Raw genomic sequence first — 22,424 nt, 5'->3', positions numbered from 1 at the left:
GCGGCGGCGGCCGCCTGGTGGCCGCGGGCACGCCCGAGGCGGTGGCCGCGCATCCGGACAGCCTCACCGGCCGCTACCTGGCGCGCGTGCTGGCCACAGCCGCAGGGCAGCCGAGCCAGCTGTGATGCAATTTTTATAGCGACATCTCACCGATTGGCGCTGGGTTTCCTGGGTATTTTCATAAAGTTTGCCTTTGCGATCGGGTTTTGACATGCTCCATGACCCGCGGACTGCCTGCGCACGCCCCGATGGCCACCGAAACCGAACTCAAACTCCAGCCCGCCCGCATGCGCGACCTGCCGCGGCTGCTGGCGCACCCGCGGCTCGTGGGCACTGCGCCCGAGCGGCTGCGGCTCGACGCCTGCTACTTCGACACCCCCGAGCTCGACTTGCTGCGCGCTCGCATGGCGGTGCGCGAGCGCCGCGAGGGCGCGCGCCGGGTCTGGACGGTGAAGACGGCGGGCGAGGCGCTCGGCGGGCTGTCGCGGCGCGGCGAGTGGGAGGGGCCGGCGCGCCGCGGCGGCTATGACTTCGCGGCGCTGCTCGGCGACGACGCGCCGGAACTCTCGGCCTGGTTGCGGGCACGGCAGGCGGCGCTGCAGCCGGTGTTTCGCACCCGTTTTACCCGGCTGCGCTGGACGGTCGAGGCGCTGGGCGCGCGCATCGAAGTCGCGCTCGACCGTGGGCAAATTCTGTGCGTCACGCCCGAGGGCACGCGGCGTGAGCCGCTGCTCGAGCTCGAACTCGAACGCCTCGAGGGCCCAGAAGACGCCTTGTTCGCGCTGGCGCTCGAGCTCAACGAGGCCATGCCGCTGTGGCCGCTCTCGGCCAGCAAGGCCGAGCGGGGCTATGCGCTGTACCTGCAAACGCGCGGGGCTGCCGCGGCGGCGGCGCCGCGTCCGACCCAGCCGATCTCCTCCGAGGTCGACCGTCGTATGGCCCCGCGAACGGCCCCAAAAACAGCCCCAAGGAGCGACCCGAACCGTCCCGCCCGCGACGCCTTCGTGCAGCTGGCGCAGGCCGCGCTCGATACGCTCGTCCCGCCGCTGCGCACGGCGGCGCTCACGCCCGAACGCGGCGACGCGGCCGCCGTCGAAGCCGTGCACCAGAGCCGCGTGGCGCTGCGCCGCCTGCGCGCGCTGCTGGCGGCGTTCGCGCCGGCGCTGCCCGGGGACTGGGGGGGCCGAGAGCGCAGCCACTGGCGGGCGCTCGCGCAGGCGCTCGGGCGCGTGCGCGATCTCGACGTGCTGCGCAGCGAGATTGGGCCGCAGCTCATGCAGGCCGTGCCCGGGTCGTCTGCGAGCCGCTGGAGCGCTGCCCTCGCGCGCGAACAGGCGCGCGCCTGGCGCCGCTTGCAGGCCGAGTTGCAACAGCCCGCCACGACGGCGCAGGTGCTGCAGTTCGCGCGCGCGCTGCACGGCCTGTCGGCAGCGGGCAACGGCTCGGCCGCACACGGTCGCGGGCCCACGCTGCGTGCGCTGGCACGCCAGCGCCTGCGCCACCGGCAACGCCGGCTGCGCCGCGCGCTCGCAGCGGTTCTGGACACCCGAGCCCGCGACGCCGAGCGCGTGCATGCCTTGCGCATCGAGGTCAAAAAACTGCGCTACGCGACCGAAGCGCTGATCGATGCGCTACCGCCCAAGGCCGCACGCGAGGCGCAACGAAGGCTCGAGGTCTTGATCTCGGCGCAATCGGCGCTGGGACGCTGGCACGACTGGCAGCTCGCCGCCGCGTGGCAGGGCGAGGTCGCCCGCCGACCCACGGGCGCCGATTCGGCCTTGTGCGCCGCGCTGCAGGCCGAGCTGACTCGTCAACGTCGGCGCGTGCAGCGGGCCTGTGCGGCGCTCGAAGCGGTGATCTGACCCGCCTCGGCTCGCGCGCCTCGCGGCGCGAAGCTGGGTGGCACGTCCGAAAGCTGATTTTTCGAACATTTCGCGGTAACGCCGGCGTGAAATGGCCGTTTTCTGCTATTGTTTTTGATGTTTTCAGACCGCTGCGCTCGGCCGCACGGCGACCCGGTCGCGCCAGTCCTGCAAGGCCGCAAAGCCTTCGGCCTCGGGCTTGAACTTCATCAGGCGGCCAAATTCGAGGGCGCAAAACGCGGTGATGTCCGCCACCGTGAAACGCTCGCCTGCGAACCAAGGCTGCTGCTGCAAGCGCTGGTCGAACCAGGCGGCGGCTTCCAGCACCTTGGCGCGTTGCGCTTGGCCAAACTCGGGAAACTGCGGCTGCTCGAGCGGCGCGAGGCCCGGGTGGGTGTGGCGCACCACGTTCGCGATCGCGCCCATCAGGTAAAACTCGGCCTGCCGGTCGACCATTTCGATGAACGCACGCTCCTCGGCGTCACGGCCCATCAGGTTGGGCTCGGGGTAGCGGCCTTCGAGCCAGGTGCAGATCGCGCGCGACTCGGTGAGCACGCGGCCGTCGTCGAGTTCCAGCGCCGGCACCTTCGCCAGCGGGCTCACGCGGCGGTAGGGCTCGCGCTTGTGCTCGAGCGCATTGAGGTCGATTTCGACCAGGGGAATGTCCTGCACGCCCTTTTCGGCAAGGAACATGCGCACGCGGCGCGGATTGGGGGCGCGGGATGCGGTGTAGAGCTTCATGGCAACTCCTTGGAATGGCGAATCTGGGCCACTTGGGCGGTCATGCGCGCGCTCCTGCGTCGGCCGGCGGCGGCGCGGGGCGGCCCATTTCGACGAGCGTGCGCGCCTCTTCGGCAAAACGCCGAGCGGCCTCGTCGCCGTCGCGTGTGAGGTCGATTTTCGAAGGCGGCCGCTCGATGCCGCGCTGCACCGCGGGCCGCGCGCGGATGGCGTCGCGCCAGCGTTTGAGGTGAACGAAGGGCTCAATCTCCACCCCCGACCAGCGGTGCGTGCGCACCCAGGCCCAGTTGGCGATGTCGGCGATCGAATAGTCGCCCGCCAGATACTCGTGCTGCGCCAGATGCGCGTCGAGCACGCCGAACAGCCGCCGTACCTCGCCCTGGTAGCGGTCGATCGCGGGCTGGATCTTCTCGGGGAAGTAGCGGTAGAACACATTGGCCTGCCCCATCATCGGGCCGATGCCGCCCATCTGGAACATCAGCCACTGCAGCACACGCGAACGTCCTTTACGGTCGCTGGGCATGAGGCGGCCGGTCTTTTCGGCGAGGTAGACGAGGATCGCGCCCGACTCGAAGACCGCGAAGTCATCTTCCTCGTGGTCGACGATGGCCGGAATGCGGCCGTTGGGGCAGATGGCGAGGTACTCGGGGCGCTTCTGGTCACCGCGCTGCAGGTCGAGCACCTCGAGCCGGTAAGGCAGCCCCAGCTCTTCGAGCGCAATCGAGATCTTGTGCCCGTTGGGCGTGGCAGCGGTGTAGAGCGTGATCATGGCAATCCCCCCGGTTGAGTCTTGCATCGTAGGGGCTTACCCGCCGGCGACGCTGTCACCTGAGAGCCGGTCAGCGCAAAAACCCGAGGTCGACCGGATAGTCGCCGCCCCCGAAGTTGCGCAGGTTTGGCAGAATGCCCGCAAGTTCGGTATCGCTGACGCCGAACCATCGCGCGAGCGTCGCTGCGTATTGGTCGACCGCGGTGGAGGGCAGCAAACGCCCCTGCCCCACATGCCACTGATCGTCGGGGTCGGTGGCGCTGTTGCCAATGCTCACGGGCGGGGCTGCGCCATAGAACGCCGCGCCTTTGACCGCGCCGCCAACCATCAAGTGATGGCTGCCCCAGCCGTGGTCTGAGCCGTCGCCGTTGGAGCTCAGCGTCCGGCCGAAATCGGAGGCCGTAAACGCCGTGACCTGTTGCGCCACGCCGAGTTGCACGGTCGCCTCATAAAACGCGGTGAGCGCACTGCTCACGCGGCCCAGAAGCGTTGGCTGATTGGCGATGAGGTTGTCGTGCAAATCGAAGCCGCCGAGCGAAACGAAGAACACCTGCCGCGTCGCGCCGAGCAGGTTTCGCGCCGCGATGAGTCGCGCAACCATCTTGAGCTGGTCGGCCAGACTGTCGCCGCTCGGAAAGCCCGCAAACTCGGGCGCACTGGCCGGATGGGCCGCCAGCGCCGCATTCACGTCGCCGCTCGAGCCGATGGCGCGGCGCGTCACGCGGTTGTATTCGTTTTGCAGCACATGCGTACTCGGCTGCTGCACCATCTGTGCCACCGCCGACTGCACCGCCGTCGAGCCATATACCGCTGCGTTCACCGAACCGATACTCACCGCGCCGCTCGGGCTCACCTGATAGGCCTGTGCCGACGTCCCCGAGAGGAAGACCGCATTGCCCGTGACCGAGATGCAGGTGAACAAAGACTTGCCGTTGGCCGACAGCGCCAGGTCGCCCATCCGCCCACCCCAGCCTTGGATTGCGCCTTCGGCCTGCGAGGTCTGCCACACCGATTGCTGGTCGTTGTGCGAAAACAGCTTGGGCGGCAGGGGGTAGCGCACACGGTCGCTGCTGTTGTATTGGCTGCGCGTGAGCGGCACCACCAGCGGCCCGACGTTGAGTTGCACCGCCGCCGCACCCCGGTTGAACAGGCTCGCCAGCCCCCCCATGGCCGGATGCAAGGCGTATACCCGCCCGCCAGGCAGCGCCACCTGCGGCACCAGCACCGTGCCTGCGAGATCGGCTTTGGCCAGCGCAATGCCACCCGCCGTCCGGTCCGGTCCGCCGCCACGGATGGTGCTGTACCGGTCGTAGCTGGCATCGTCATAGGTCACGACGGTGTTGGCATAGTCGTTTCCGCCAAACAGGAACACGCAAACCAAGGCCTTGTAATCGGTTGCATCGAATGCCGCAGCCTCGCCGAAAGCCGCGAGGTTGAGGGCGGTTGGCAGCGCGGTGCCGGTGCAGGCCAACTGGGCGCAGCGACTCAGGAATGCGCGACGCGTGTGCTTTTCGGGCTGGATGAAGTGCATGGGCCTCCTCCTCAACGCTGCACGAGGTAATCGGCCGAGGCCATCGTCATGAAGACCGCCGCCGCCACACGGTTGAGCTTTGCCGCATCGCTGCTCGATGCCGTCACGGGTGTCGCCTCTAGGGCGCTGCGCATCAGCGCGTGGTTGGCCTCGCTCACCTGCGCGGCAGCCAGGACGAGGGCGACATGGCGCAGCAGCGCGTCGGCATCGGCCACGAGCGCCAGTTCCTCGGCATAACTGGCGCTGAGGTCGCCGTTGAGCAGCCCATTGCGCACGACGCCCTGCATGAAGTTGAGGTAGCCGCCCACGCTCGACTCGGTGACGATTTGGAACTCGGGCGCCGTGGCCTGCGCCTGCGCCATGGCGGTGCCGGGCGGCACGTAGCCGGGCCGGAAGAAATTGAACACCGAGGGTGCCCGCAGCGGGCTTTGCCCCAGCCGGGTGGCCGGGTCGCTGAGGTCACCGAGCTTCCAGGTGCCGGTCTTGGAGCGCGCCCCAAAGCTCTGCGCCCACTGGATGAAGCGCAGCATGGGCTCGCGCAGCTTGCCCCAGGACGGGTCGGCCAGCGACTGCGGGCCACGGGCCTCGTCGTCGAGCAAAATGGCCGACCACACCGCGCGCAAGTCGCCGCGCACGCCCTGGCCGTTGTCGTTGAAACGCGCAGCGACGCGGGCCACATAGGCCGGGCTGGGGTTGCTCGTCACCAGGCGCTGGATCATCTGGCGCGCGAAGAACGGCCCGACATTCGGGTGGAAGAACAAGACGTCGAGCGCCCGCTGCAAGGCGACGGCGCCGTCGGTGTTGGGAACGTCGGTCGCGAGAAACCGCACCGGCAAGGTCGAATGCCGAGACGGGTTGAGCTTCATGGGCCGACGTGTGTAGTCGCGCGGGTAGATCATCGACTGCCCGGCAGCGACCTTCGCGTCGCCGGCGTAATCGAAGTCGTAGCCGGTGAACACGCGCGCGAGATTGCTCACGTCGGCCGCGTCGTAGGTTTCGATCGGCTTGCCATCGCTGCCGGTTCGAAGCGTGCCGTCGGCATGGAGTTCGTACAGCCCGATGGTGAAGAGCTGCATCACCTCCCGAGCATAGTTCTCATCGGGCTGCCGGCCCTTGCCATCCTCCTTCTGGTTGCCGCGGGTGTTGAGAAACACCCCCATCGCCGGGTTGAGCGTGACGGCTTGCAGCAGCGTGCGGAAATTGCCAAACGCATGCGTCACCAGCGTGTCCCACCAGTGCGCCATCGCATGGCTGGGCCAGGTCAGCGACACCAGCGGCGTCGAGACGACGAAAAACTCCGACAAGGCCAACGCCATGCGCCGACGCATGGCGTCCTCGCCGCTGAGCAGTTGGCTCCAGATCGCAAAGTCGGCCGGAGCCCTGCTGAAGTAATAAGCATGGTCATCCACCACGCCATAGCCTTGTGCATCGAGCCAGTCCCAGGCCGTGCTCCCCTGCGGACTGGCGAACTGACGCTGGAGCCAGTCGGCGTAGCTGCCCCGCCGCAGGTCGGCGATGGCCGAGCGCGTGGACGCAAATTGCGCCTGCTGCAAAAAACGCGCGGCGTCGGCGTCACTCGTGGCGCTCAAGTACGCATAGCCCGACCCGTCGGGCGCAGGCACACCCGAGCCGCCACCGGCACCCCCGCCCGCACCTTCGCCTGGACCACCGCCGCCACAAGCCGCCAAGGCCCCCAGCAGCCCGAGCCCCACGCCGGCCCGCCCGGCCCAAGACCGCGGCGAGACGGCTGGGTCGATGCCCGACTCCAGCGCCGCTTCGGTGGTGGCCTGCGACCCCCCCGCCCGTTCCTGAGTTGCATGCTCCATCGTCCCGTCCTCCAGCAAGCGGCAGCGCTGAGCCCGCCACGCGCGGCGGGAACGGTTCAGCGTCGCCTCGACGCGCCACAGTATCCAAGCACACGGCCACGGTCCGCGCGAGATTTACAGGTCTTTACCCAGCTTGTCGGGCGCGCGCGACAGGGCACAGGCCCGATCCAGCCTGGCCGCCCTCAGCCGCGGGCCGCGTTGAGCTGCACGCGCGTGCGCTCGGCTTCGGTGCGTGCGGCAGTGGCGAAATCGGGGCCGCTGCCCGCGTAGAGGATCGCGCGCGAGGAGTTCACCACGATCGGCGCATCGGCACGCCAGCCCGCGCGCACCGTGGCATCGGCATCTCCACCCTGAGCGCCCACGCCCGGAATCAAAAGCGGCAGCGTTGGGGCGAGCGCGCGCACGCGCTCGATCTCGGCCGGTCGGGTCGCCCCCACGACGAGGCCGAGCTGCCCGTTGCGGTTCCACGACCCTTGCGCGAGCCGCGCGATGTGCTCGAACAAGCGCGGCTGCCCCGGCACATCGGCAAGCCGCTGCGCCTGGAAATCGTCGCCGCCGGGGTTGGACGTACGGCAGAGCAGGAACGCCCCCTTGCCCTCGTAGCGCAAATAGGGCTCGACCGTGTCGAAACCCATGAAGGGCGACAGCGTCACCGCGTCAGCCCGGTAACGCTCGAAGGCCTCGCGCGCATACTGCTCGGCGGTGGAGCCGATGTCGCCGCGCTTGGCATCCAAAATCACCGGCACCCCCGGCGCAACGGCGCGGATGTGGTGGATCACCCGCTCGAGCTGAGCCTCGGCGCCGTGCGCGGCAAAGTATGCGATTTGCGGCTTGAACGCACACACCCGGTCGGCCGTCGCATCCACGATCGCCATGCAAAAGTCCGCCATGCGCGCGGCGTCCCCCCGCCAATGCAGCGGAAACCGCTGCGGCTCGGGGTCCAGCCCCACGCACAACATCGAATCATGGCGCGCGCTGGCGCTGCGGAGCAGGTCGAGAAAGGTCATGGCGAGATTCTAGGAGCCCGTCGGGCACTCCGACCTCGATGGACGAAGCGCCTGCACCAGCGCCAATGGACCGCGCCAGGCACAGGTCTTCCCAGGCGCGCGCCTTTTCGGCCGGACTGCGCAAGAGGTAGGCGGGATGAAACGTGACCACGACTGGAATGTTCCCGTAGCGATACACCTGGCCGCGCAGGCGCCCCAGTGGCTCGGTTCGGCCCAGCACGGCCTGGGCGGCAATGCGACCCACGGCCAGGATGAGCTGAGGCTGCAGCCATTCGATCTGCCGCGCCAGAAACGGTGCGCATTGCGCCATTTCGGCTTCCGAAGGGTTGCGGTTGCGGGGCGGCCGGCACTTGACGGCGTTGGCGATGTAGACCGCCTGCGGCGGCGCAAAGAGCGGAACCGCGCTCGATTCGGCCGCTGCGCGCTCGCCCTCGGACGAAGCTGCGCGGTCGAGGCCGATGCTGCGCAGCATCGCGTCGAGCAAGCGGCCGCTCGGGCCCACGAAAGGCTCGCCCTGCGCGTCTTCCTGCTCCCCCGGCGCCTCGCCCACGACGAGCCAGCGCGCACGCACGTCACCCACCCCGAACACCGCGTGGCGCCGCTGCGCCCCGAGCGGACAGGCGCGGCAAGACTCGACCGCGGCCCGCAAGGCGTCCCAGTCCTGCGCGGCGGCGGCCACCGAGGCGACCGCAGCGGCGCTCACGGCAGGGGTGCTCGCGGTCGGCACCGGCGGCGTGGCGGGGGTCGGGGTCTGCGCCTGCGGCTGGCCCGAGACCTCGGGGTTTTTTGAAAGATTTGCCACCTTTGCCGGCGTTAAATGGGCGCTGTCTGCTATTGTTTCAGGAGTGACTTCCGCTGCCGACGCCGCGGGGCGGGCTGCTTCGGCCGCTCGATCCTCGGGCAGCCACACGCGCACGCCCATCTCGGCGAGCATCGCGCGTTGGCGCGGCGTCAGCGGCGGCATCCCGGGGGCTCCTCGAGCGAACAGCACATCACCACCGCGTCTTCCCGCACGCCGCGCGCCGCGGGGTAGTAAGCCCGGCGCAGGCCCACCCGTCGGTAGCCGTGGCGCTCGTAGAGCCGCAACGCGGGCTCGTTGCTGACGCGGACTTCCAGCCACGCCGTCTGCGCGCCGACGCTGCGTGCCCAGGTATCCATGGCTTCGAGCAGCAACCGTCCCCAGCCCTGGCCCTGGTGCGCCGGTGCAACCGTCAGGTTCAGAAGATGGACTTCATCCACCCCTTTCATCGCCACGTAGTAGCCCATCAGCGTCTCGCCGCCGACCAGCAGCCGCGCGTGATATCCGGCTGCGAGTGTGTCCTCGAAGTGACGTCGGCTCCAGGGGTGGCTATAGGCCGTTTGCTCGACCGCCACGACCCGCTCGATCCACTCGGGCGTCATCGGCAGCAGTTCGGCCGGCGGTCCCAACGCCGCTTCGGCCGGCGCGCGCCACCCGTCCTCGGCGCCCACGAGCGAGCCCCCGCTCCGGGCGAGTCCTGAGGCACCGGCAGCTGCGCCGGCTTGCGGGCGACCTTGCGCGGTGCTCATCTGCGGCCCCCTGCGGCCTGACGCTCGACCGTGGTCTGAGCCACCTTGTCGCGCACGTAATGCGGCTCGGCCGCCTCGGCCGCCACCGCAAGGCCGGCCCGGCAAAGCTCCGGCGCGAGCCGCACCATCGCCGCAGCGCCCGGGATTGCGGACCGCCGCGCCCCCTCGGGCCACAGCGACAAAAACGCCTCGGCACCGGCAACCCCTACGGCGTTGCCCACGATCCAGTCGGGCCGCCGCCCCGCACCTTCGATCGCGGCCGCCAGCGCTGGCCCCGTCAGCGCCGGCCAGGTCTGGACCGTCTGCCAGCGCGCGCCGTCCCAACGGTAGTGCCCCGCATAAAACTCGCCCATACGGGCGTCGAGCACCGAGAGCACCTCGAGCGGCGATTCCGGTGCCGCGATCTGGATGCGCGCGGTCTCCGCCAGCGCGAGCAGACTGTCCACTGGCAGCAACGGACGCTGCGCGCCAAAGCCCAAGCCCTGCGCGACGGCGCACGCCGTGCGCAAACCCGTGAATGCGCCCGGCCCCGCGCCAAACGCGATCGCATCCAGATCTGCCAGCCGCAAGCCCGCGCGCTCGAGCCCCTCGAACACCAGGGCAATCACGCGCGACGAAGCCCGGGCGCCACCCGGTTCGACCGCCTCCCAAAGCCGAGGCACCCCTCCTTCGGGCGCGTCGACGCCCACGGCCACGCTCAACTGTTCGGTCGTGGTGTCGAGCGCCAGCCATTTCTGCGGGGCGTGCTGCGCAGCCGGCATCGGGAAGGGGCGATCCAAGGGCATTGGGCGATTATGGCGAGGAATTCGCGCGACAGAGACCGCCCGCAATCGGGATGGGCAGCGCGCGAGGGACGGGTTCAGCGTTGCCCTAAACTGAACCCCATGACCGCAAACCACCCGGCAAAAAACGCTGGCCGCCGACGCTCATGGCGCGCGGCGGTCGGCCTGGGGTGCGTGACGCTCTTGGTCCTGATGAGCGTCACCGCGTGGGCAGGCCCCGCTGCGGAACTGCCTGCGAGTGTGCGGGCGGCGCTGGCCCGGTCGGGCGTGGCCGAATCGGCCCTGTCGGTTTCGGTCGAGGCGATCGATCCGGACGCAGCCCGCCCGGGGACGCGCTCGACTTCTGCGCCGCCACCGGCTCGAACGGTGCTGCGCTGGCAAGCCACCGAGCCGCGCAACCCCGCTTCGCTGATGAAGCTCGTCACCACCTTTGCAGCGCTCGAACTGCTGGGGCCGGATTTCACCTGGACGAACCGGGTCGAAACCACGGGTCGTGTGCACGACGGTGTGCTCGACGGCAATCTGGTGCTGCGCGGCAGCGGCGACCCCAAACTGGTGGTCGAGCGGCTCGAAGCGCTGCTGGCGGAGGTGCGCGCGGCCGGCATCGTTCAGGTGCGCGGGGACATCGTGCTCGACGGCCGAATTTTCGAGCCGGTCGACCCCAACCCGGCGCGGTTCGACGACGAGCCGCTGCGCCCTTACAACGCCCGACCCGAGGGCTTGCTGATCAATTTCAAAGCCGTCGTCTACCGCTTCATACCCGAACCCGAACGCGGCCGCGCCCGCATCGACGCGCAACCGCCGCTCGCCGGGGTCGAGCTGCCGGAATCCGTGCCGCTGAGCACCGCCCCCTGCGGCGACTGGCGAGCACGCTTGCGCGCCGACTTCACCGACCCCGATCGCGTGCGCTTCGAAGGGGCTTACCCGCTGGCCTGCGGCGTGCGCGAATGGCCGGTGGCCTACCCCGCGCCCGAACGCTACGCGCCGCGGGTGGTGGAGGCGCTCTGGCGCGCCGGCGGCGGCACGCTCACCGGCCGCGTGCGTTGGATCGCCCCTGGCGAGGCGCCCGTCACCCAGCCGCTGCTGCAGGCGCGCTCGCTGCCGCTGGCCAGCATCGTTGCGGACATCAACAAGTTTTCGAACAACGTCATGGCGCAACAGCTCTTCCTCACGCTCTCGGCCGTGGAGCAAGGCCAGGGCAGCTTCGCGGCCTCGCGCGAGCGGCTGCGCCGCTGGTGGCAGCAGCGTCTGGGCGCGGTGGCCGAAGCGCCCGAGATCGAAAACGGATCGGGGCTTTCACGCCACGCGCGGCTCAGCGCCGAGGCGCTGGCGGCCGTGCTGCGCGCGGCGGTGCACAGCGCCGTGGCCGAGCCCTTCATCGACTCGCTCGGGGTCGCAGGCATCGACGGCACGGTTGCCCGGCTGCGCGAACGTCGACCCGACTCGCCTTTGCTGGGCCGAGCCTGGCTCAAAACCGGCTCCTTGCGCGACGTCGCGGCGATTGCGGGCTATGTGCGCAGCGCCAGCGATCGGCTCTATGCGGTGGTCGCCATCGTCAATGCGCCGGAGGCCCCGGCGGCGCGGCCTGCGCTCGACGCGCTGCTGGAATGGGTCGCGCAAGACGCTCCGAGCCCCGGACGCACCCAGGCGCGGGCCCTGCCGCAACCCGAGCCGGCCACCCCGGACAAACCCCAAGCGACGAAATCGATGACCGCGGGTAACATGCCTGAGGAAAATTTGAACGACCGTTCTTTTTGATCCGATTTCCCCGCAACGCTCATCGAGAGGAGCCCCAGCATGATGTTCAAAATCCGATGGAAATTCGCCGCGCTCGCCGCGGCTGTGGTCCTGTCCGCCTGCGGCGGTGGCGGGGCCGAAGGTCCGGGCAGCCGCGCCGCGCTGTCTTCGGTCGTCGTCATGGGCGACAGCCTGTCCGACAGTGGCGTGTTCGACGGGTTGCCCGGCTTTGGCCGGGTGTTCTCGGTGCAGGCGAGCGATGCCGAACCCAACACCATCTGGACCGAACGCATCGCCGCACAGATCGGCGCGCCGCAGTTGTGCAATTTCTACAAGTTCACCGGCACGACCTTCGTTCCCAACCCGAAGCCCGGCTGCACCAGCTACGCCGTTGGCAGCGGACGCATCAACAACCAGGCCAGCAACGGCGGCTCGGCAGCCCCCTTCTCCATCGTGAAGCAGCTCGCCGATGCCGGTGCGGTGGCCGGCAGCTACCAGGCGAATCAGCTGCTGCTCATCGACGGCGGCGGCAATGACGCTGCCGACCTGGTCGGCGCCTACCTGAAGGCAGCGAGCGACGGTGGTGCGGCCTATCAAGCCTTGCTGCTTTCGCTGCTGCCCCCGGCAACGGTGGCCAGCACGCTCGGACAGGCCAACGGCGCCGCCATCGCCGGTGGGGTCTACATGACGGCGTTGGCCGACAGCTTCGCTGCGGCCATCAAAGCCCACGCGCTCGATCGTGGCGCGCAGCATGTGGCGATCCTGAACATACCAGGCATCACGAACACACCGCGCTTCCAGGCGGTGCTCGGCGCCATCGAAGCGGCGCACGGCGCGACCGCCCGCAGCCAGGCCGAAGCGCTGTTCAACAGTTGGATTCAGGCCTTCAACCAGGAACTGGCCAACAAGTTCGCGGGCGATAGCCGCGTCGCCATCGTCGACTTCTACAACAACTTCAACGACGAAGTGGCGCACCCCGCGCAATACGGCCTGACCAACGTCAAAACCCCGGCCTGCCCAGCGGTTGGCGTCGGCAGCGACGGCCTGCCCGCGTACAACTTCCAAACCTGCACGGCGCAAGCCCTGTCGGCAAACCCGCCGGCGGGCGAGAGCAGCCCCGACTGGTGGAAGCGCTACGCCTTCTCTGACGGCTTCCACCCGACGCCGTATGGCTATCAATTGATGAGCCAGCTCGTTTCGCGTTCGCTGGCCCAGGCCGGCTGGCTCTGAACCCTGGAGGACTGACGAACATGAACCCCAAGCTCTCGACCCTCGCGCTGCTCGGCGCTGCCCTGCTCACCGCATCGGCGGCGCAAGCCCAAACCGCCGGCACCCTGAGTGCACGCCTGGGCGCGATGCAAATCTCGCCCTCGGTCACCAGCGGCGACCTCTCTCCGCCGGCCTTTCCCCACACCACGGTCGACGTGGGCAACGCAAGCCAACTCGCCGGCGGCGTGAACTACACCGTCGATGACCACTGGGCGATCGACGTGCCGCTGGCGCTGCCGTTCAAGCACAACATCTACGGCGACGGCGCGATTGCCGGCGTCGGCAAGATCGGCGAAACCAAGGCGCTGCCGATCACGGTGTTTGCGCAATACCGTTTTGGCGAAGCCAACGCCAAGGTCCGACCCTATGTCGGCGCGGGGCCGACCTATGCCAAGTTCTTCAAAGAGCGCAGCACGAATACGCTGACCGCGCTGACCGGTGGCACGCCGTCCAACCCGACGACCTTGTCGATCGAGTCCAAGCTCGTGCCCACCGTCCAGTTCGGCGTGACTTTGATGCTCAACGACCGCTGGTTCATCGACGCCGTGGCTGCCAAGACCTGGCTGAAGACCCGCACCACGCTGTCCACCGGCCAGACGCTGGACATCAAGCTCAATCCGACGACGGTCGGAGTCATGGTGGGCTATCGGTTCTGACCCCGCCTCCCTCCAAAGCAAAAAAGCGAGCCACGGCTCGCTTTTTTCTTGGGCTCTGGGGCCGGATCCGCGCCAAGCGCCCCGCACCGGTTCACCAACGCCCGGTCAGCTTGTTGTAGGCCTCGACGCCGAACAGTCGGTGCGCCACCGGCGTGAGGTGCGTGGCATCGGCAAACAACGCGCGCGTGTAGTCGATGTTGGCCGCTATCGTGCTCGCGGTGCAGGTGGTCGCGTCGGGCGTGGTGCAGGCGGCGTCGGTGACATTGACCAAACCGTGGCCCGCCGGCAAGGCATGGACCAGGTTGAAATACAAGGCCGTATCGACGTAGAGCACATTCGCGCCCAAGTCCACCGCCGAGACGAGGAAGCGGTTGTTGAAGTGGATCGAGAGGTCGGTGATCGCCGAAGCCTGCCCCCGGGCCACCGCCCAGGGCGTGATGCCGAGGTTATAGACACCGGCCACCAAAACGTACTTGGCGCCTGCGGCGACGAGACGACGCACGAGGGAGGCGAGCGCATCGCCCGCTGCGCGCACGCGCGTGGTCGTGGCGTCCGAAATCCCGGTTTGGGTCACGGCGTCGATGATTTCATTCATGCCCGCACCGATGAGCACGACGTCGTTCGGGCCTAGGGCGTGGTTGGCCAACATCCGGTTGAGCTGAGACTCGACGCTGTTGGTCGCGCCGCTGATCCAGGCGCCCCCTTGCGCATACGACAAGCCGCCCGCAGACGCCGTCGTGATCGTCTTTTGGTAGATGCTCACGAGCTGTTGCGTCCAGATGTTGACGCTGCCGTCGTTGACGGTGTAACGCACGCCCGTCTCGCCCAAGTCACTGAAATCATCGCCGAGGGCAAAGAACCGATCCGGCTTGAGCGCAGAGACGATGGAACTCGAGCCGCAGCCACTCAGGGCCGCCGCAGCGCCACCGGCAAGCGTGAGAAAGGCGCGACGGGAAAGGGACGGGGTCATAGGGAAGTCTCCAAGGGGAACGACCGAGTTTAAGGCAACGCTGAACAAGTCCCTTGCGCACCGCACACCCGGCGCCGACGCTGCTGCGAACGGTTCAGCCGCCGGTCGCCGCAGCGGCCGCACGCCGCAGGCGGTCGCGCACGCCCTCCCACGCCGGGGTGTCGGGCGGCAGCTCGACCCAGATCAGCCGTGCGCCCGCGTCGTCGAAGCCGCGCAAGGTGTCGAACAACTGCTGCGCGGCCGCGCCGGCGTCGTCGGGCATGCGCCGCGCCAGGGGCGTGGCCAGGTTCGGCAGCGCGCTGCGCGCGTAGACGGCAACCCCGGCACGCGCAGCATCGGCACCGAGCAATTCCAGCGCCGTCTGCAGCTCGCGCGCCGACATCAAGCGCACCGGCGCACGCGGCGCGTAGTGAGCGGCCAAGGTGCCACTGGCCTTGGGGGTCGCTCCCGCCTGGACTTCGTCGGGGTCGAGTATGGGCATGCCCGCCGCCGCGGCGAGCGCCTCGCGGTCGATTTGCCCGGGACGCAGCAAGACGGGCGCGCCCCGCGTGGCATCGACGATGGTCGACTCGATCCCCACCGCACACGGGCCGCCGTCGAGCACGAGCACGCGCTCCCCCAGGTCGGCGACGACATGCTCGGCGCGGGTCGGGCTGATGCGTCCAAAGCGGTTGGCACTGGGTGCCGCCAGCGCCCGGATGCCCTGCGCGGCGGCGGCGCGCAAGAGCGCCTGCGCCACCGGATGCGCAGGGCAGCGCAAGCCCACCGACGGCTGGCCCGCGGCCGCTGCCGCTGCAACCCCAGCCCGGCGGGGCAGAATCAAGGTCAAAGGCCCGGGCCAGAACGCGTCCATCAGCGCGCGCGCGAAGGCTGGGACCTCTTGCGCAAAGGCGGTGACCGCGTCGGCATCGGCGACATGCAGGATCAAGGGGTGATCGCTCGGCCGACCTTTGGCCGCATAGATGGCCGCAACGGCGTCGGGGTTCTCCGCATCGGCGGCGAGGCCGTAGACGGTTTCGGTCGGCATGGCGACGATCCCGCCCGCGCGCAGCGTGCGCACGGCGGCGTCGATCGATTCGGTCCGGGTTCCGTCGAGGATCACGGGCGTTCGCCAGCGGGACTCACCACGGCGCCATGCCCAGCAGGGCTGCCGCCCGCGCGGCGGTGGCACGCACCTCGGCGGCGCTCGCGGCGGTGAAGGTCAGGTGACCCATCTTGCGCCCAGGCCGCGCCTGCAGCTTGCCGTACAAATGCAGATGCGCCCCCGGCAGCGCCAGCACCTCGACCCAGGCGGGCGTGCGGGCACGCCCCTCACCGTCGAACCAGAGATCGCCGAGCAGGTTGAGCATCACCGCCGCGCTGTGCTGGCGCGGGGCGACCAGCGGCAAGCCGGCGAGCGTGCGCACCTGCGCCTCGAACTGCGAGAGGTCGCAGGAATCGACCGTGTGGTGCCCGCTGTTGTGGGGTCGCGGCGCCATTTCGTTGGCCACCAGCGACCCATCGGCGAGCACGAAGAATTCGACGCACAGCACCCCGACGTAGCCCAGCTCGTCTGCTATTGTTTTGGCAGCATCCAGTGCCCGATTGACGCCGGGATAAGGCAGATTTCCTTCAAAAGCCTCGGTCACGGCCAAAATCCCGTCGCGGTGCAGATTGCGCTGCAGCGGGTAATGCACCGTCTGGCCGTTCCAGCCTCGCGCGACGATCACCGAGCATTCATCGACCAGCGGCAGCAGGCGCTCGAGCACGCAGGGAACCGCGCCGAGTTGCCGCCACGCCTCGCCCAGCGCCGCGCGCGAGGCGACCCGAACCTGCCCCTTGCCATCGTAGCCCAGCCGCGCGGTCTTGAGCACCCCGGGCAGCAGCGCGTCGGACACCGCCGCCAAGTCGGCCTCGGACTCGATCGCCGCCCAAGGCGCGGTGGCCACGCCGCAGCGGTTGAAGAACTGTTTTTCCTGGATGCGGTTCTGCGCGATGGCGACCGCGCGGGCGCCGGGCGCCACCGGCCGGTGCGCGCCGAGCGTGTGCAAAGCCGCCGCGGGGACGTTTTCGAACTCGGTCGTGATGGCCGAACACCGCTGCATGAGCTGCGCCAGCGCCTGCTCGTCGAGGTAGTCGGCCTGGATGTGGAAGTGGCTCACCAGGCCCGCGGGGCTTGCCGGATCGGGGTCGAGCACCGCGGTGAAGTAACCCATGGCCTGAGCGGCCTGCACGAACATGCGGCCGAGCTGCCCGCCGCCCATCACGCCCAGCGTGGTCTGCGCGCCGGTGGCCGTAGTTCCGGGCAGGATGGTGGCTGCCCGCGTTGCGGTTTCGGTCATGCGGCGGCTCCGGTGGGCGGCAGCGTCATCGCGCGCGCGGCGGCGGTTTGCTCGGCACGGTAGGCCTCGAGCCGCGCCCGCAAGGCCGCGTCGTGTTGCGCCAACATGGCCACCGCGAACAGTGCCGCATTGGCCGCCCCTGCCGCACCAATCGCGAAGGTGGCCACCGGCACGCCCTTGGGCATCTGCACGATGCTGTGCAGCGAGTCCACGCCCTGCAGATGCCGGCTCGCCACCGGCACGCCGAGCACCGGCACCACGGTCTTGGCCGCGAGCATGCCCGGCAGATGCGCGGCCCCACCCGCCCCCGCGATGATGGCGCGCAGGCCGCGCGGCTGGGCGGCTTCGGCATAGGCGTACATATCGTCGGGCATGCGGTGCGCGGAAACGACCCGCGCCTCGTGGGCGACGTCGAAGTGTTGGAGAATCTGGACTGCGTGCTGCATGGTGTCCCAGTCGGAACTGGAGCCCATGACCACACCGATGAGCGCAGCGGTCATTGAGTGCCTGTCGGAAGTTGCTTGAATTTTACGGTTACAGCCCTGAGTTACCCCACCATGATCGACGTCACCCTGGAAAACTTTGAATCCGAGGTCATCGAAGCCTCGATGACTACCCCCGTGCTGGTCGACTTCTGGGCACCCTGGTGCGGGCCCTGCCGCGCGCTCGGCCCGGTGCTCGAAAAGCTCGAAGCGGCCTATGGCGGGCGGTTCAAGCTCGTGAAAATCAATTCCGACGAGCAGCAGGAACTCGCCGGCGCCTTCGGCATCCGCAGCATTCCGACCTGCGTGCTCCTGAAGAACGGCCAGCCGGTCGATGGCTTCATGGGCGCCTTGCCCGAAGGCCAGGTGCGCGCCTTCCTCGACAAGCACGTGCCCGCGGAAACCGAGCTTGCCGCCCAGGCCGAGGCCCAAGAGGCCAAGCAGCAGCTCGAAGCCGGCGACGTCGATGCGGCCCTGCGCCGTATGGCCGACGCCCTGGCCGCCGCCCCCGAAAACGACGACCTGCGCGAGGACTATGTGCGCTTGCTCATCGAGCTCGGGCGGCTCGACGAAGCCGCCGCGGCCCTGGCGCCCGCGCTCGCACGCATTCCGGTGCCGCTGCGCTTCGAGGCTCTGGACCAATGGCTCAAAGCGCGCGAATTCGCGGCGAACGACCCTCGGGGCCAGTGGCCGATCGAACAGTTCGATGCGCGCATCGAGCAAAACAAGCGCGACTTCGAGACCCGCTTTGCCAAAGCCCGGGTACTCATGAACCGCGGCGAATGGACCGCGGCGATGGACGAGTTGCTCGAAATCATCATGCGCGACAAGAAGTGGGACGACGAAGCGCCGCGCAAGACCATGGTGGCGATTCTGGAACTGCTCAGCCCGCGCAAGCCAGCACAACCGGGCGCCGTCGCAGCAGGCCGGACGGCCGGCGGCATCGAGATCGCGGGCAAGGCCGCGGTCGAGCAAGACCCGCAAGCCGAGCTCGTCTCGCGCTATCGCCGCCGCCTGAGCATGGCGCTGAACTGAACCCACTCGAGCGGGCGAGGTGGCGCCCTCGCCGTGTGCGGCCTCAGGCGGTGAGGCGCTGCAGCGCCTCACGGTATTTCTCGGCGGTTTTTTCGATCACCTCGAGCGGCAGGTGCGGCGCCGGCGGCGTCTTGTTCCAGGGCTGGCCGTGGATGCGCACCTGCTCGAGCCAGTCGCGCAAAAACTGCTTGTCGAAACTCGGCGGGTTGCTGCCCTCGGCGTAACTCTCGAGCGGCCAGTAACGCGAGGAGTCCGGAGTCAGCACCTCGTCCATCAACACCACCGTACCGTCGCGGTCGAGGCCAAACTCGAACTTCGTGTCGGCGATGATGATGCCCTTGGTCAGCGCAAAGTCGGCCGCCGCGCGGTAGAGCGCAATCGACAGTTCACGGATGCGCGCGGCGTGCTCGGGCCCGATCATCTCCACCGTGCGCTCATAGCTGATGTTCTCGTCGTGCTCACCGACCGCCGCCTTGGCCGCCGGCGTGTAAATCGGCTCGGGCAAACGGGACGCGTTTTTCAAGCCCGGCGGCAGCGGCACACCGCAGACAGCGCCATGCTCCTGATACTCCTTCCACCCACTGCCCGCGAGGTAGCCGCGCACCACGGCTTCGACCGGAAGCGGCGTGAGGCGCTTGACCAGCATGGAGCGACCCCGGACTTGATCGACCTCGTCCGGCGCGACCACGCGCTCGGGCGACTCGCCCGTGAGGTGGTTGGGGCAGATGTGGCGCAGCTTGTCGAACCAGAACAAGGCCATCTGGGTCAGCAAGACGCCCTTGCCCGGGATGGGCTCGCCCATGATGACGTCGAAGGCGCTGATCCGGTCGGTGGCCACCATCAGGATGCGGTCGTCCCCGACCGCATAGTTGTCGCGCACCTTGCCACGCGCGAGCAGCGGCAAGGAATGGAGGTTGGAGGTGTGCAAGGCGGTGGTCATGTGAGCGAGCTGAAAAATGAAGAGGCCCGACGCAAGCGCCGGGCCCCGAAATTATCGCCCTGCCGGGCGCAACGCCCGTATCGGCGTGCGCCCGCAGGGATGGACTCCCTCAATGCACGACCTGTGCGAGCTCACCACGGGCATAGCGCTCGGCCATCACGGACAACGGCAGGCCTTTGATCTTCGGGCCCTGGCCTTCGCAGCCGAATTCGAGATAGCGCTGCTTGCAGATGGCCTTGGCGGCCTCGCGCGCAGGCTTCATCCATTCGCGCATGTCGAATTTCTCGGGGTTTTCGGCGAGGAACTTGCGCACCGCACCGGTCATGGCCATGCGGATGTCGGTGTCGATGTTGATCTTGCGCACGCCATGCTTGATGGCCTCTTGGATCTCGCCCACGGGCACTCCCCAGGTTTGCTTCATCTGTCCGCCGTAGCTGTTGATGAGCGTGAGCAGATCCTGCGGCACGCTGGAGCTGCCGTGCATGACGAGATGCGTGTTCGGGATGCGCGCGTGGATCTCCTTCACGCGGCTGATCGCCAGCACGTCGCCGGTCGGTGGGCGCGTGAATTTGTAGGCGCCGTGGCTCGTTCCGATGGCGATGGCCAGCGCGTCGAGCTGCGTGGCTTCGACGAAACGGGCGGCCTCCTCGGGGTCGGTCAAGAGCGCCGAATGGTCGAGCTTGCCCTCGGCGCCGATGCCATCTTCTTCACCGGCCAAGCCCGTCTCGAGCGAGCCCAGACAGCCGAGTTCCCCTTCGACGGTGACGCCGACCCGGTGCGCCATTTCGACCACTTCGCGCGTGACCCGAACGTTGTAGTCAAAGCTCGAGGGCGTCTTGCCGTCCTCCAGGAGCGAACCGTCCATCATCACCGAGCCGAAGCCCAGCCGGATCGCGCCTTCGCACACCTTCGGGCTGGTGCCGTGGTCCTGGTGCATCACCAGGGGGATGTGCGGCCAGGCTTCGGTTGCCGCTTGGATCAGGTGCTTGATGAAGCTCTCGCCCGCGTATTTGCGCGCGCCAGCGCTCGCTTGCAGGATGACGGGGGCGCCCACCTCGTCGGCGGCCGACATGACGGCCTGCACCTGTTCGAGGTTGTTGACGTTGAAGGCCGGAATGCCGTAGCCGTGCTCGGCGGCGTGGTCGAGCAGTTCGCGCATGGAGACGAGAGCCATGGGGAAGTCCTGTCGCTTGGAGGTTCTTGAAACGCCGGCAGCGCCGACGCGCCGCCGCCCTTCGGTTTCGCCAGAAACCAAAAAAATTCTAGCGACAGGCCCCGACGCCGGACTGACGGCGGCATGTCCCGCGGCTGCGATTACGCCGCCCGGCAGACCTTGAGCATGTTGGTGCCGCCCGGGCTGCCCATGGGTTCACCGCAGGTGATGGCGTACACCTCGCCGGAGGCGATGATGCCGCGGGTCTTGAGCAGTTCCTCGGCCTGCGCGAAGGCGGTGTCGCGGTCGGCGCTGGCGTTCATGAGCAAGGCCGTGACGTTGCGAAACAGCGCCATGCGCCGCTGCGTGGCCAGCCGCGAGGTCAGGGCGTAAATCGGGATGTGCGTGCGGTGGCGACTCATCCACAACGCAGTGGCACCCGATTCGGTGAACGCCACGATCGCGCGCGCGCCCAAGGCATGTGCGGTGAACAGCGCACCCATGGCGATGGACTGGTCGATGCGGCTGAGCTGCTGGTTGTTGAAGTCCGCATCGAGCGCGCCGTGCTCGATCTGGTCGGCCTGTTCGGCGGCGGCGCAGATCTTGGCCATCTCCTGCACCGTCTCGAGCGGGTAGCGGCCCGCGGCGGTCTCGGCGCTGAGCATGACCGCGTCGGTGCCGTCGAGCACCGCATTGGCCACGTCGCTGACCTCCGCGCGCGTGGGCACGGGGTTGGTGATCATGCTCTCCATCATCTGCGTGGCGGTGATGGCGAGCCGGTCATGGCTGCGCGCAAGGCGGATCATGCGCTTTTGCAAGGCCGGCACCGCGGCGTTGCCCACCTCGACGGCGAGGTCGCCGCGCGCGACCATGATGCCGTCGCTCGCCAGAATGATGGATTCGAGCGCCGGAATCGCCTCGGCCCGCTCGATTTTGGCGATCAGCCCGGCGCGGTGCCCACCCCGTGCGGCCGCGTCGCACAGCCGCCGTGCGAGCTGCATGTCCTCGGCGCTCTTAGGGAAGCTCACCGCGATGTAGTCGGCGTCGAAACTCATCGCGGTGACGATGTCTTCGCGGTCCTTGTCGGTGAGCGCGGGCGCGGTGAGTCCGCCGCCCTGCTTGTTGATGCCTTTGTTGTTGGAGAGCTCCCCGCCGACCTTGACGACGGTGTGCACCCGCGAACCCTCGACCGACACCACGTCGAGCACGATGAGCCCGTCATTGAGCAAGAGCACGTCGCCGGGCCGCACATCCCGCGGCAGTTCCTTGTAGTCGAGTCCGACGCCGCGCTCGTCACCGGGCTCGCTGCGCTCGGCGTCGAGCACGAAGGGCTGCCCCGGCACGAGCTGAACCTTGCCCGCCGCGAACTTGCCGACGCGAATCTTCGGCCCTTGCAGGTCGGCCATGATGGCGACTTCCCGCCCGACGCGCGCCGACGCCTCGCGCACCCGCTGCGCCCGGTCGATGTGGTCCTGTGCCGAGCCGTGGCTGAAGTTCAGCCGCACCACGTCGACCCCGGCACGAATCATGGCTTCGAGCATTTCCGGCGTGTTCGACGCCGGGCCGAGGGTGGCGACGATGCGGGTGGCGGGACCGACTTCCTTTTAAATTCTTCCTCGGAGATCCCTCAAAGACCTGTCACGGTTAACCCGGAATCGGCTTTGATGGGATAAGATAACCACGGACGTGGCTTTAATTGCAGGCTCTTGGCGAAGCACACAAAGTCCACCTCTCCGCCCAATCGCGCCTATCGACCCGCTTGCCGCTCCGGTACCGTAACTGCCACCTGACTCCT

Annotated in this window: 20 protein-coding genes; 5 read left to right on the top strand and 15 right to left on the bottom strand. The window is 68.6% G+C overall.

Annotated elements, in window-relative coordinates; translation table 11 throughout:
• Window positions 1-248: 248 nt before the first annotated feature.
• Window positions 249-1,862, top strand: coding sequence for a CYTH and CHAD domain-containing protein (locus tag JHC36_RS06435; RefSeq protein WP_287917280.1), 1,614 nt, complete (start codon window positions 249-251; stop codon window positions 1,860-1,862).
• A 123-nt stretch (window positions 1,863-1,985) separates the two neighbouring features.
• Here the strand turns inward: JHC36_RS06435 and JHC36_RS06430 are convergent, their stop codons facing one another.
• From JHC36_RS06430 to tsaB, 8 genes are all read right to left on the bottom strand, one after another.
• Window positions 1,986-2,603: a glutathione S-transferase family protein gene (locus tag JHC36_RS06430; protein WP_287917278.1), complete on the bottom strand. Its 618-nt coding sequence runs from the start codon at window positions 2,601-2,603 to the stop codon at window positions 1,986-1,988.
• Between the two features lie 40 nt (window positions 2,604-2,643).
• Window positions 2,644-3,372 (bottom strand): glutathione S-transferase family protein, encoded by a 729-nt coding sequence (locus tag JHC36_RS06425; protein WP_287917276.1) that lies wholly within the window; start codon window positions 3,370-3,372, stop codon window positions 2,644-2,646.
• A gap of 70 nt (window positions 3,373-3,442) precedes the next feature.
• A complete protein-coding gene (locus JHC36_RS06420) occupies window positions 3,443-4,903 on the bottom strand; it encodes a DUF1501 domain-containing protein (RefSeq protein WP_287917274.1) in 1,461 nt (486 codons plus the stop codon).
• Between the two features lie 11 nt (window positions 4,904-4,914).
• Entirely contained in the window at window positions 4,915-6,729 is a 1,815-nt protein-coding gene (locus JHC36_RS06415; RefSeq protein WP_287917272.1) for a DUF1800 domain-containing protein, read from the bottom strand.
• Window positions 6,730-6,911: 182 nt separating this feature from the next.
• Window positions 6,912-7,736: an orotidine-5'-phosphate decarboxylase gene (gene pyrF / locus JHC36_RS06410; protein ID WP_287917270.1), complete on the bottom strand. Its 825-nt coding sequence runs from the start codon at window positions 7,734-7,736 to the stop codon at window positions 6,912-6,914.
• Complete coding sequence (locus tag JHC36_RS06405) at window positions 7,693-8,700, bottom strand: uracil-DNA glycosylase (protein ID WP_287917268.1); 1,008 nt, start codon at window positions 8,698-8,700, stop codon at window positions 7,693-7,695. Before JHC36_RS06405 ends, pyrF begins: the two co-directional genes overlap by 44 nt.
• Entirely contained in the window at window positions 8,688-9,137 is a 450-nt protein-coding gene (rimI, locus tag JHC36_RS06400) for a ribosomal protein S18-alanine N-acetyltransferase (RefSeq protein WP_287917284.1), read from the bottom strand. The genes JHC36_RS06405 and rimI overlap by 13 nt, the downstream gene beginning before the upstream one ends.
• A 143-nt stretch (window positions 9,138-9,280) precedes the next feature.
• Window positions 9,281-10,069: a tRNA (adenosine(37)-N6)-threonylcarbamoyltransferase complex dimerization subunit type 1 TsaB gene (gene tsaB, locus JHC36_RS06395; protein ID WP_287917266.1), complete on the bottom strand. Its 789-nt coding sequence runs from the start codon at window positions 10,067-10,069 to the stop codon at window positions 9,281-9,283.
• Window positions 10,070-10,168: 99 nt separating this feature from the next.
• Here tsaB and dacB point away from each other — a divergent pair, with 99 nt between their 5' ends.
• From dacB to JHC36_RS06380, 3 genes are read left to right on the top strand one after another with little or no spacing between them, the layout of a single operon-like run.
• Window positions 10,169-11,824: a D-alanyl-D-alanine carboxypeptidase/D-alanyl-D-alanine endopeptidase gene (dacB, locus tag JHC36_RS06390; RefSeq protein ID WP_287917264.1), complete on the top strand. Its 1,656-nt coding sequence runs from the start codon at window positions 10,169-10,171 to the stop codon at window positions 11,822-11,824.
• Window positions 11,825-11,863: 39 nt separating this feature from the next.
• Window positions 11,864-13,033, top strand: coding sequence for an SGNH/GDSL hydrolase family protein (locus JHC36_RS06385; RefSeq protein WP_287917263.1), 1,170 nt, complete (start codon window positions 11,864-11,866; stop codon window positions 13,031-13,033).
• Between the two features lie 20 nt (window positions 13,034-13,053).
• Window positions 13,054-13,728 carry an OmpW/AlkL family protein gene (locus JHC36_RS06380; RefSeq protein WP_287917262.1) on the top strand — a complete coding sequence of 225 codons (675 nt, stop codon included), beginning with the start codon at window positions 13,054-13,056 and terminating at the stop codon, window positions 13,726-13,728.
• Window positions 13,729-13,819: 91 nt separating this feature from the next.
• On the opposite strand, the gene JHC36_RS06375 is transcribed toward JHC36_RS06380, so the two are convergent.
• The 4 genes from JHC36_RS06375 to purE all read right to left on the bottom strand — a co-directional run bounded on the left by JHC36_RS06375 (window position 13,820) and on the right by purE (window position 17,519).
• Window positions 13,820-14,698 (bottom strand): SGNH/GDSL hydrolase family protein, encoded by an 879-nt coding sequence (locus tag JHC36_RS06375; RefSeq protein ID WP_287917260.1) that lies wholly within the window; start codon window positions 14,696-14,698, stop codon window positions 13,820-13,822.
• Between the two features lie 94 nt (window positions 14,699-14,792).
• On the bottom strand, window positions 14,793-15,800 hold the full coding sequence (locus tag JHC36_RS06370; RefSeq protein WP_287917259.1) for an L-threonylcarbamoyladenylate synthase: 1,008 nt from the start codon (window positions 15,798-15,800) through the stop codon (window positions 14,793-14,795).
• Window positions 15,801-15,819: 19 nt separating this feature from the next.
• Window positions 15,820-17,019 (bottom strand): 5-(carboxyamino)imidazole ribonucleotide synthase, encoded by a 1,200-nt coding sequence (locus JHC36_RS06365; protein WP_287917257.1) that lies wholly within the window; start codon window positions 17,017-17,019, stop codon window positions 15,820-15,822.
• Complete coding sequence (purE, locus tag JHC36_RS06360) at window positions 17,016-17,519, bottom strand: 5-(carboxyamino)imidazole ribonucleotide mutase (RefSeq protein ID WP_124224081.1); 504 nt, start codon at window positions 17,517-17,519, stop codon at window positions 17,016-17,018. The genes JHC36_RS06365 and purE overlap by 4 nt, the downstream gene beginning before the upstream one ends.
• Window positions 17,520-17,576: 57 nt before the next feature.
• Here purE and trxA point away from each other — a divergent pair, with 57 nt between their 5' ends.
• Window positions 17,577-18,536 carry a thioredoxin gene (trxA, locus tag JHC36_RS06355; protein ID WP_287917253.1) on the top strand — a complete coding sequence of 320 codons (960 nt, stop codon included), beginning with the start codon at window positions 17,577-17,579 and terminating at the stop codon, window positions 18,534-18,536.
• A gap of 43 nt (window positions 18,537-18,579) precedes the next feature.
• Here the strand turns inward: trxA and JHC36_RS06350 are convergent, their stop codons facing one another.
• The 3 genes from JHC36_RS06350 to pyk form a co-directional block, all read right to left on the bottom strand.
• Complete coding sequence (locus JHC36_RS06350; protein WP_287917251.1) at window positions 18,580-19,476, bottom strand: phosphoribosylaminoimidazolesuccinocarboxamide synthase; 897 nt, start codon at window positions 19,474-19,476, stop codon at window positions 18,580-18,582.
• Window positions 19,477-19,585: 109 nt separating this feature from the next.
• On the bottom strand, window positions 19,586-20,650 hold the full coding sequence (gene fba / locus JHC36_RS06345) for a class II fructose-bisphosphate aldolase (protein WP_287917249.1): 1,065 nt from the start codon (window positions 20,648-20,650) through the stop codon (window positions 19,586-19,588).
• Between the two features lie 140 nt (window positions 20,651-20,790).
• Window positions 20,791-22,209 (bottom strand): pyruvate kinase, encoded by a 1,419-nt coding sequence (gene pyk, locus JHC36_RS06340; protein ID WP_287917282.1) that lies wholly within the window; start codon window positions 22,207-22,209, stop codon window positions 20,791-20,793.
• Between the last annotated feature and the right edge of the window lie 215 nt (window positions 22,210-22,424).

Source organism: Tibeticola sp. (assembly GCF_022759015.1).
Classification (GTDB): Bacteria; Pseudomonadota; Gammaproteobacteria; order Burkholderiales; family Burkholderiaceae_C; genus Tibeticola; species Tibeticola sediminis.
This window is presented reverse-complemented; position numbering and strand designations above follow the sequence as displayed.

What these genes read in the sequence shown, in the direction of transcription:
- JHC36_RS06405 (WP_287917268.1), bottom strand. Translation starts at nt 8,700, where the DNA reads ATGCCGCCGCTGACGCCGCGCCAACGCGCGATGCTCGCCGAGATGGGC.
- JHC36_RS06430 (WP_287917278.1), bottom strand. Translation starts at nt 2,603, where the DNA reads ATGAAGCTCTACACCGCATCCCGCGCCCCCAATCCGCGCCGCGTGCGC.
- tsaB (WP_287917266.1), bottom strand. Translation starts at nt 10,069, where the DNA reads ATGCCCTTGGATCGCCCCTTCCCGATGCCGGCTGCGCAGCACGCCCCG.
- JHC36_RS06375 (WP_287917260.1), bottom strand. Translation starts at nt 14,698, where the DNA reads ATGACCCCGTCCCTTTCCCGTCGCGCCTTTCTCACGCTTGCCGGTGGC.
- dacB (WP_287917264.1), top strand. Translation starts at nt 10,169, where the DNA reads ATGACCGCAAACCACCCGGCAAAAAACGCTGGCCGCCGACGCTCATGG.
- JHC36_RS06415 (WP_287917272.1), bottom strand. Translation starts at nt 6,729, where the DNA reads ATGGAGCATGCAACTCAGGAACGGGCGGGGGGGTCGCAGGCCACCACC.
- JHC36_RS06365 (WP_287917257.1), bottom strand. Translation starts at nt 17,019, where the DNA reads ATGACCGAAACCGCAACGCGGGCAGCCACCATCCTGCCCGGAACTACG.
- JHC36_RS06435 (WP_287917280.1), top strand. Translation starts at nt 249, where the DNA reads ATGGCCACCGAAACCGAACTCAAACTCCAGCCCGCCCGCATGCGCGAC.
- JHC36_RS06385 (WP_287917263.1), top strand. Translation starts at nt 11,864, where the DNA reads ATGATGTTCAAAATCCGATGGAAATTCGCCGCGCTCGCCGCGGCTGTG.
- pyrF (WP_287917270.1), bottom strand. Translation starts at nt 7,736, where the DNA reads ATGACCTTTCTCGACCTGCTCCGCAGCGCCAGCGCGCGCCATGATTCG.
- JHC36_RS06420 (WP_287917274.1), bottom strand. Translation starts at nt 4,903, where the DNA reads ATGCACTTCATCCAGCCCGAAAAGCACACGCGTCGCGCATTCCTGAGT.
- fba (WP_287917249.1), bottom strand. Translation starts at nt 20,650, where the DNA reads ATGGCTCTCGTCTCCATGCGCGAACTGCTCGACCACGCCGCCGAGCAC.
- rimI (WP_287917284.1), bottom strand. Translation starts at nt 9,137, where the DNA reads ATGACGCCCGAGTGGATCGAGCGGGTCGTGGCGGTCGAGCAAACGGCC.
- trxA (WP_287917253.1), top strand. Translation starts at nt 17,577, where the DNA reads ATGATCGACGTCACCCTGGAAAACTTTGAATCCGAGGTCATCGAAGCC.
- JHC36_RS06350 (WP_287917251.1), bottom strand. Translation starts at nt 19,476, where the DNA reads ATGACCACCGCCTTGCACACCTCCAACCTCCATTCCTTGCCGCTGCTC.
- JHC36_RS06425 (WP_287917276.1), bottom strand. Translation starts at nt 3,372, where the DNA reads ATGATCACGCTCTACACCGCTGCCACGCCCAACGGGCACAAGATCTCG.
- purE (WP_124224081.1), bottom strand. Translation starts at nt 17,519, where the DNA reads ATGACCGCTGCGCTCATCGGTGTGGTCATGGGCTCCAGTTCCGACTGG.
- JHC36_RS06380 (WP_287917262.1), top strand. Translation starts at nt 13,054, where the DNA reads ATGAACCCCAAGCTCTCGACCCTCGCGCTGCTCGGCGCTGCCCTGCTC.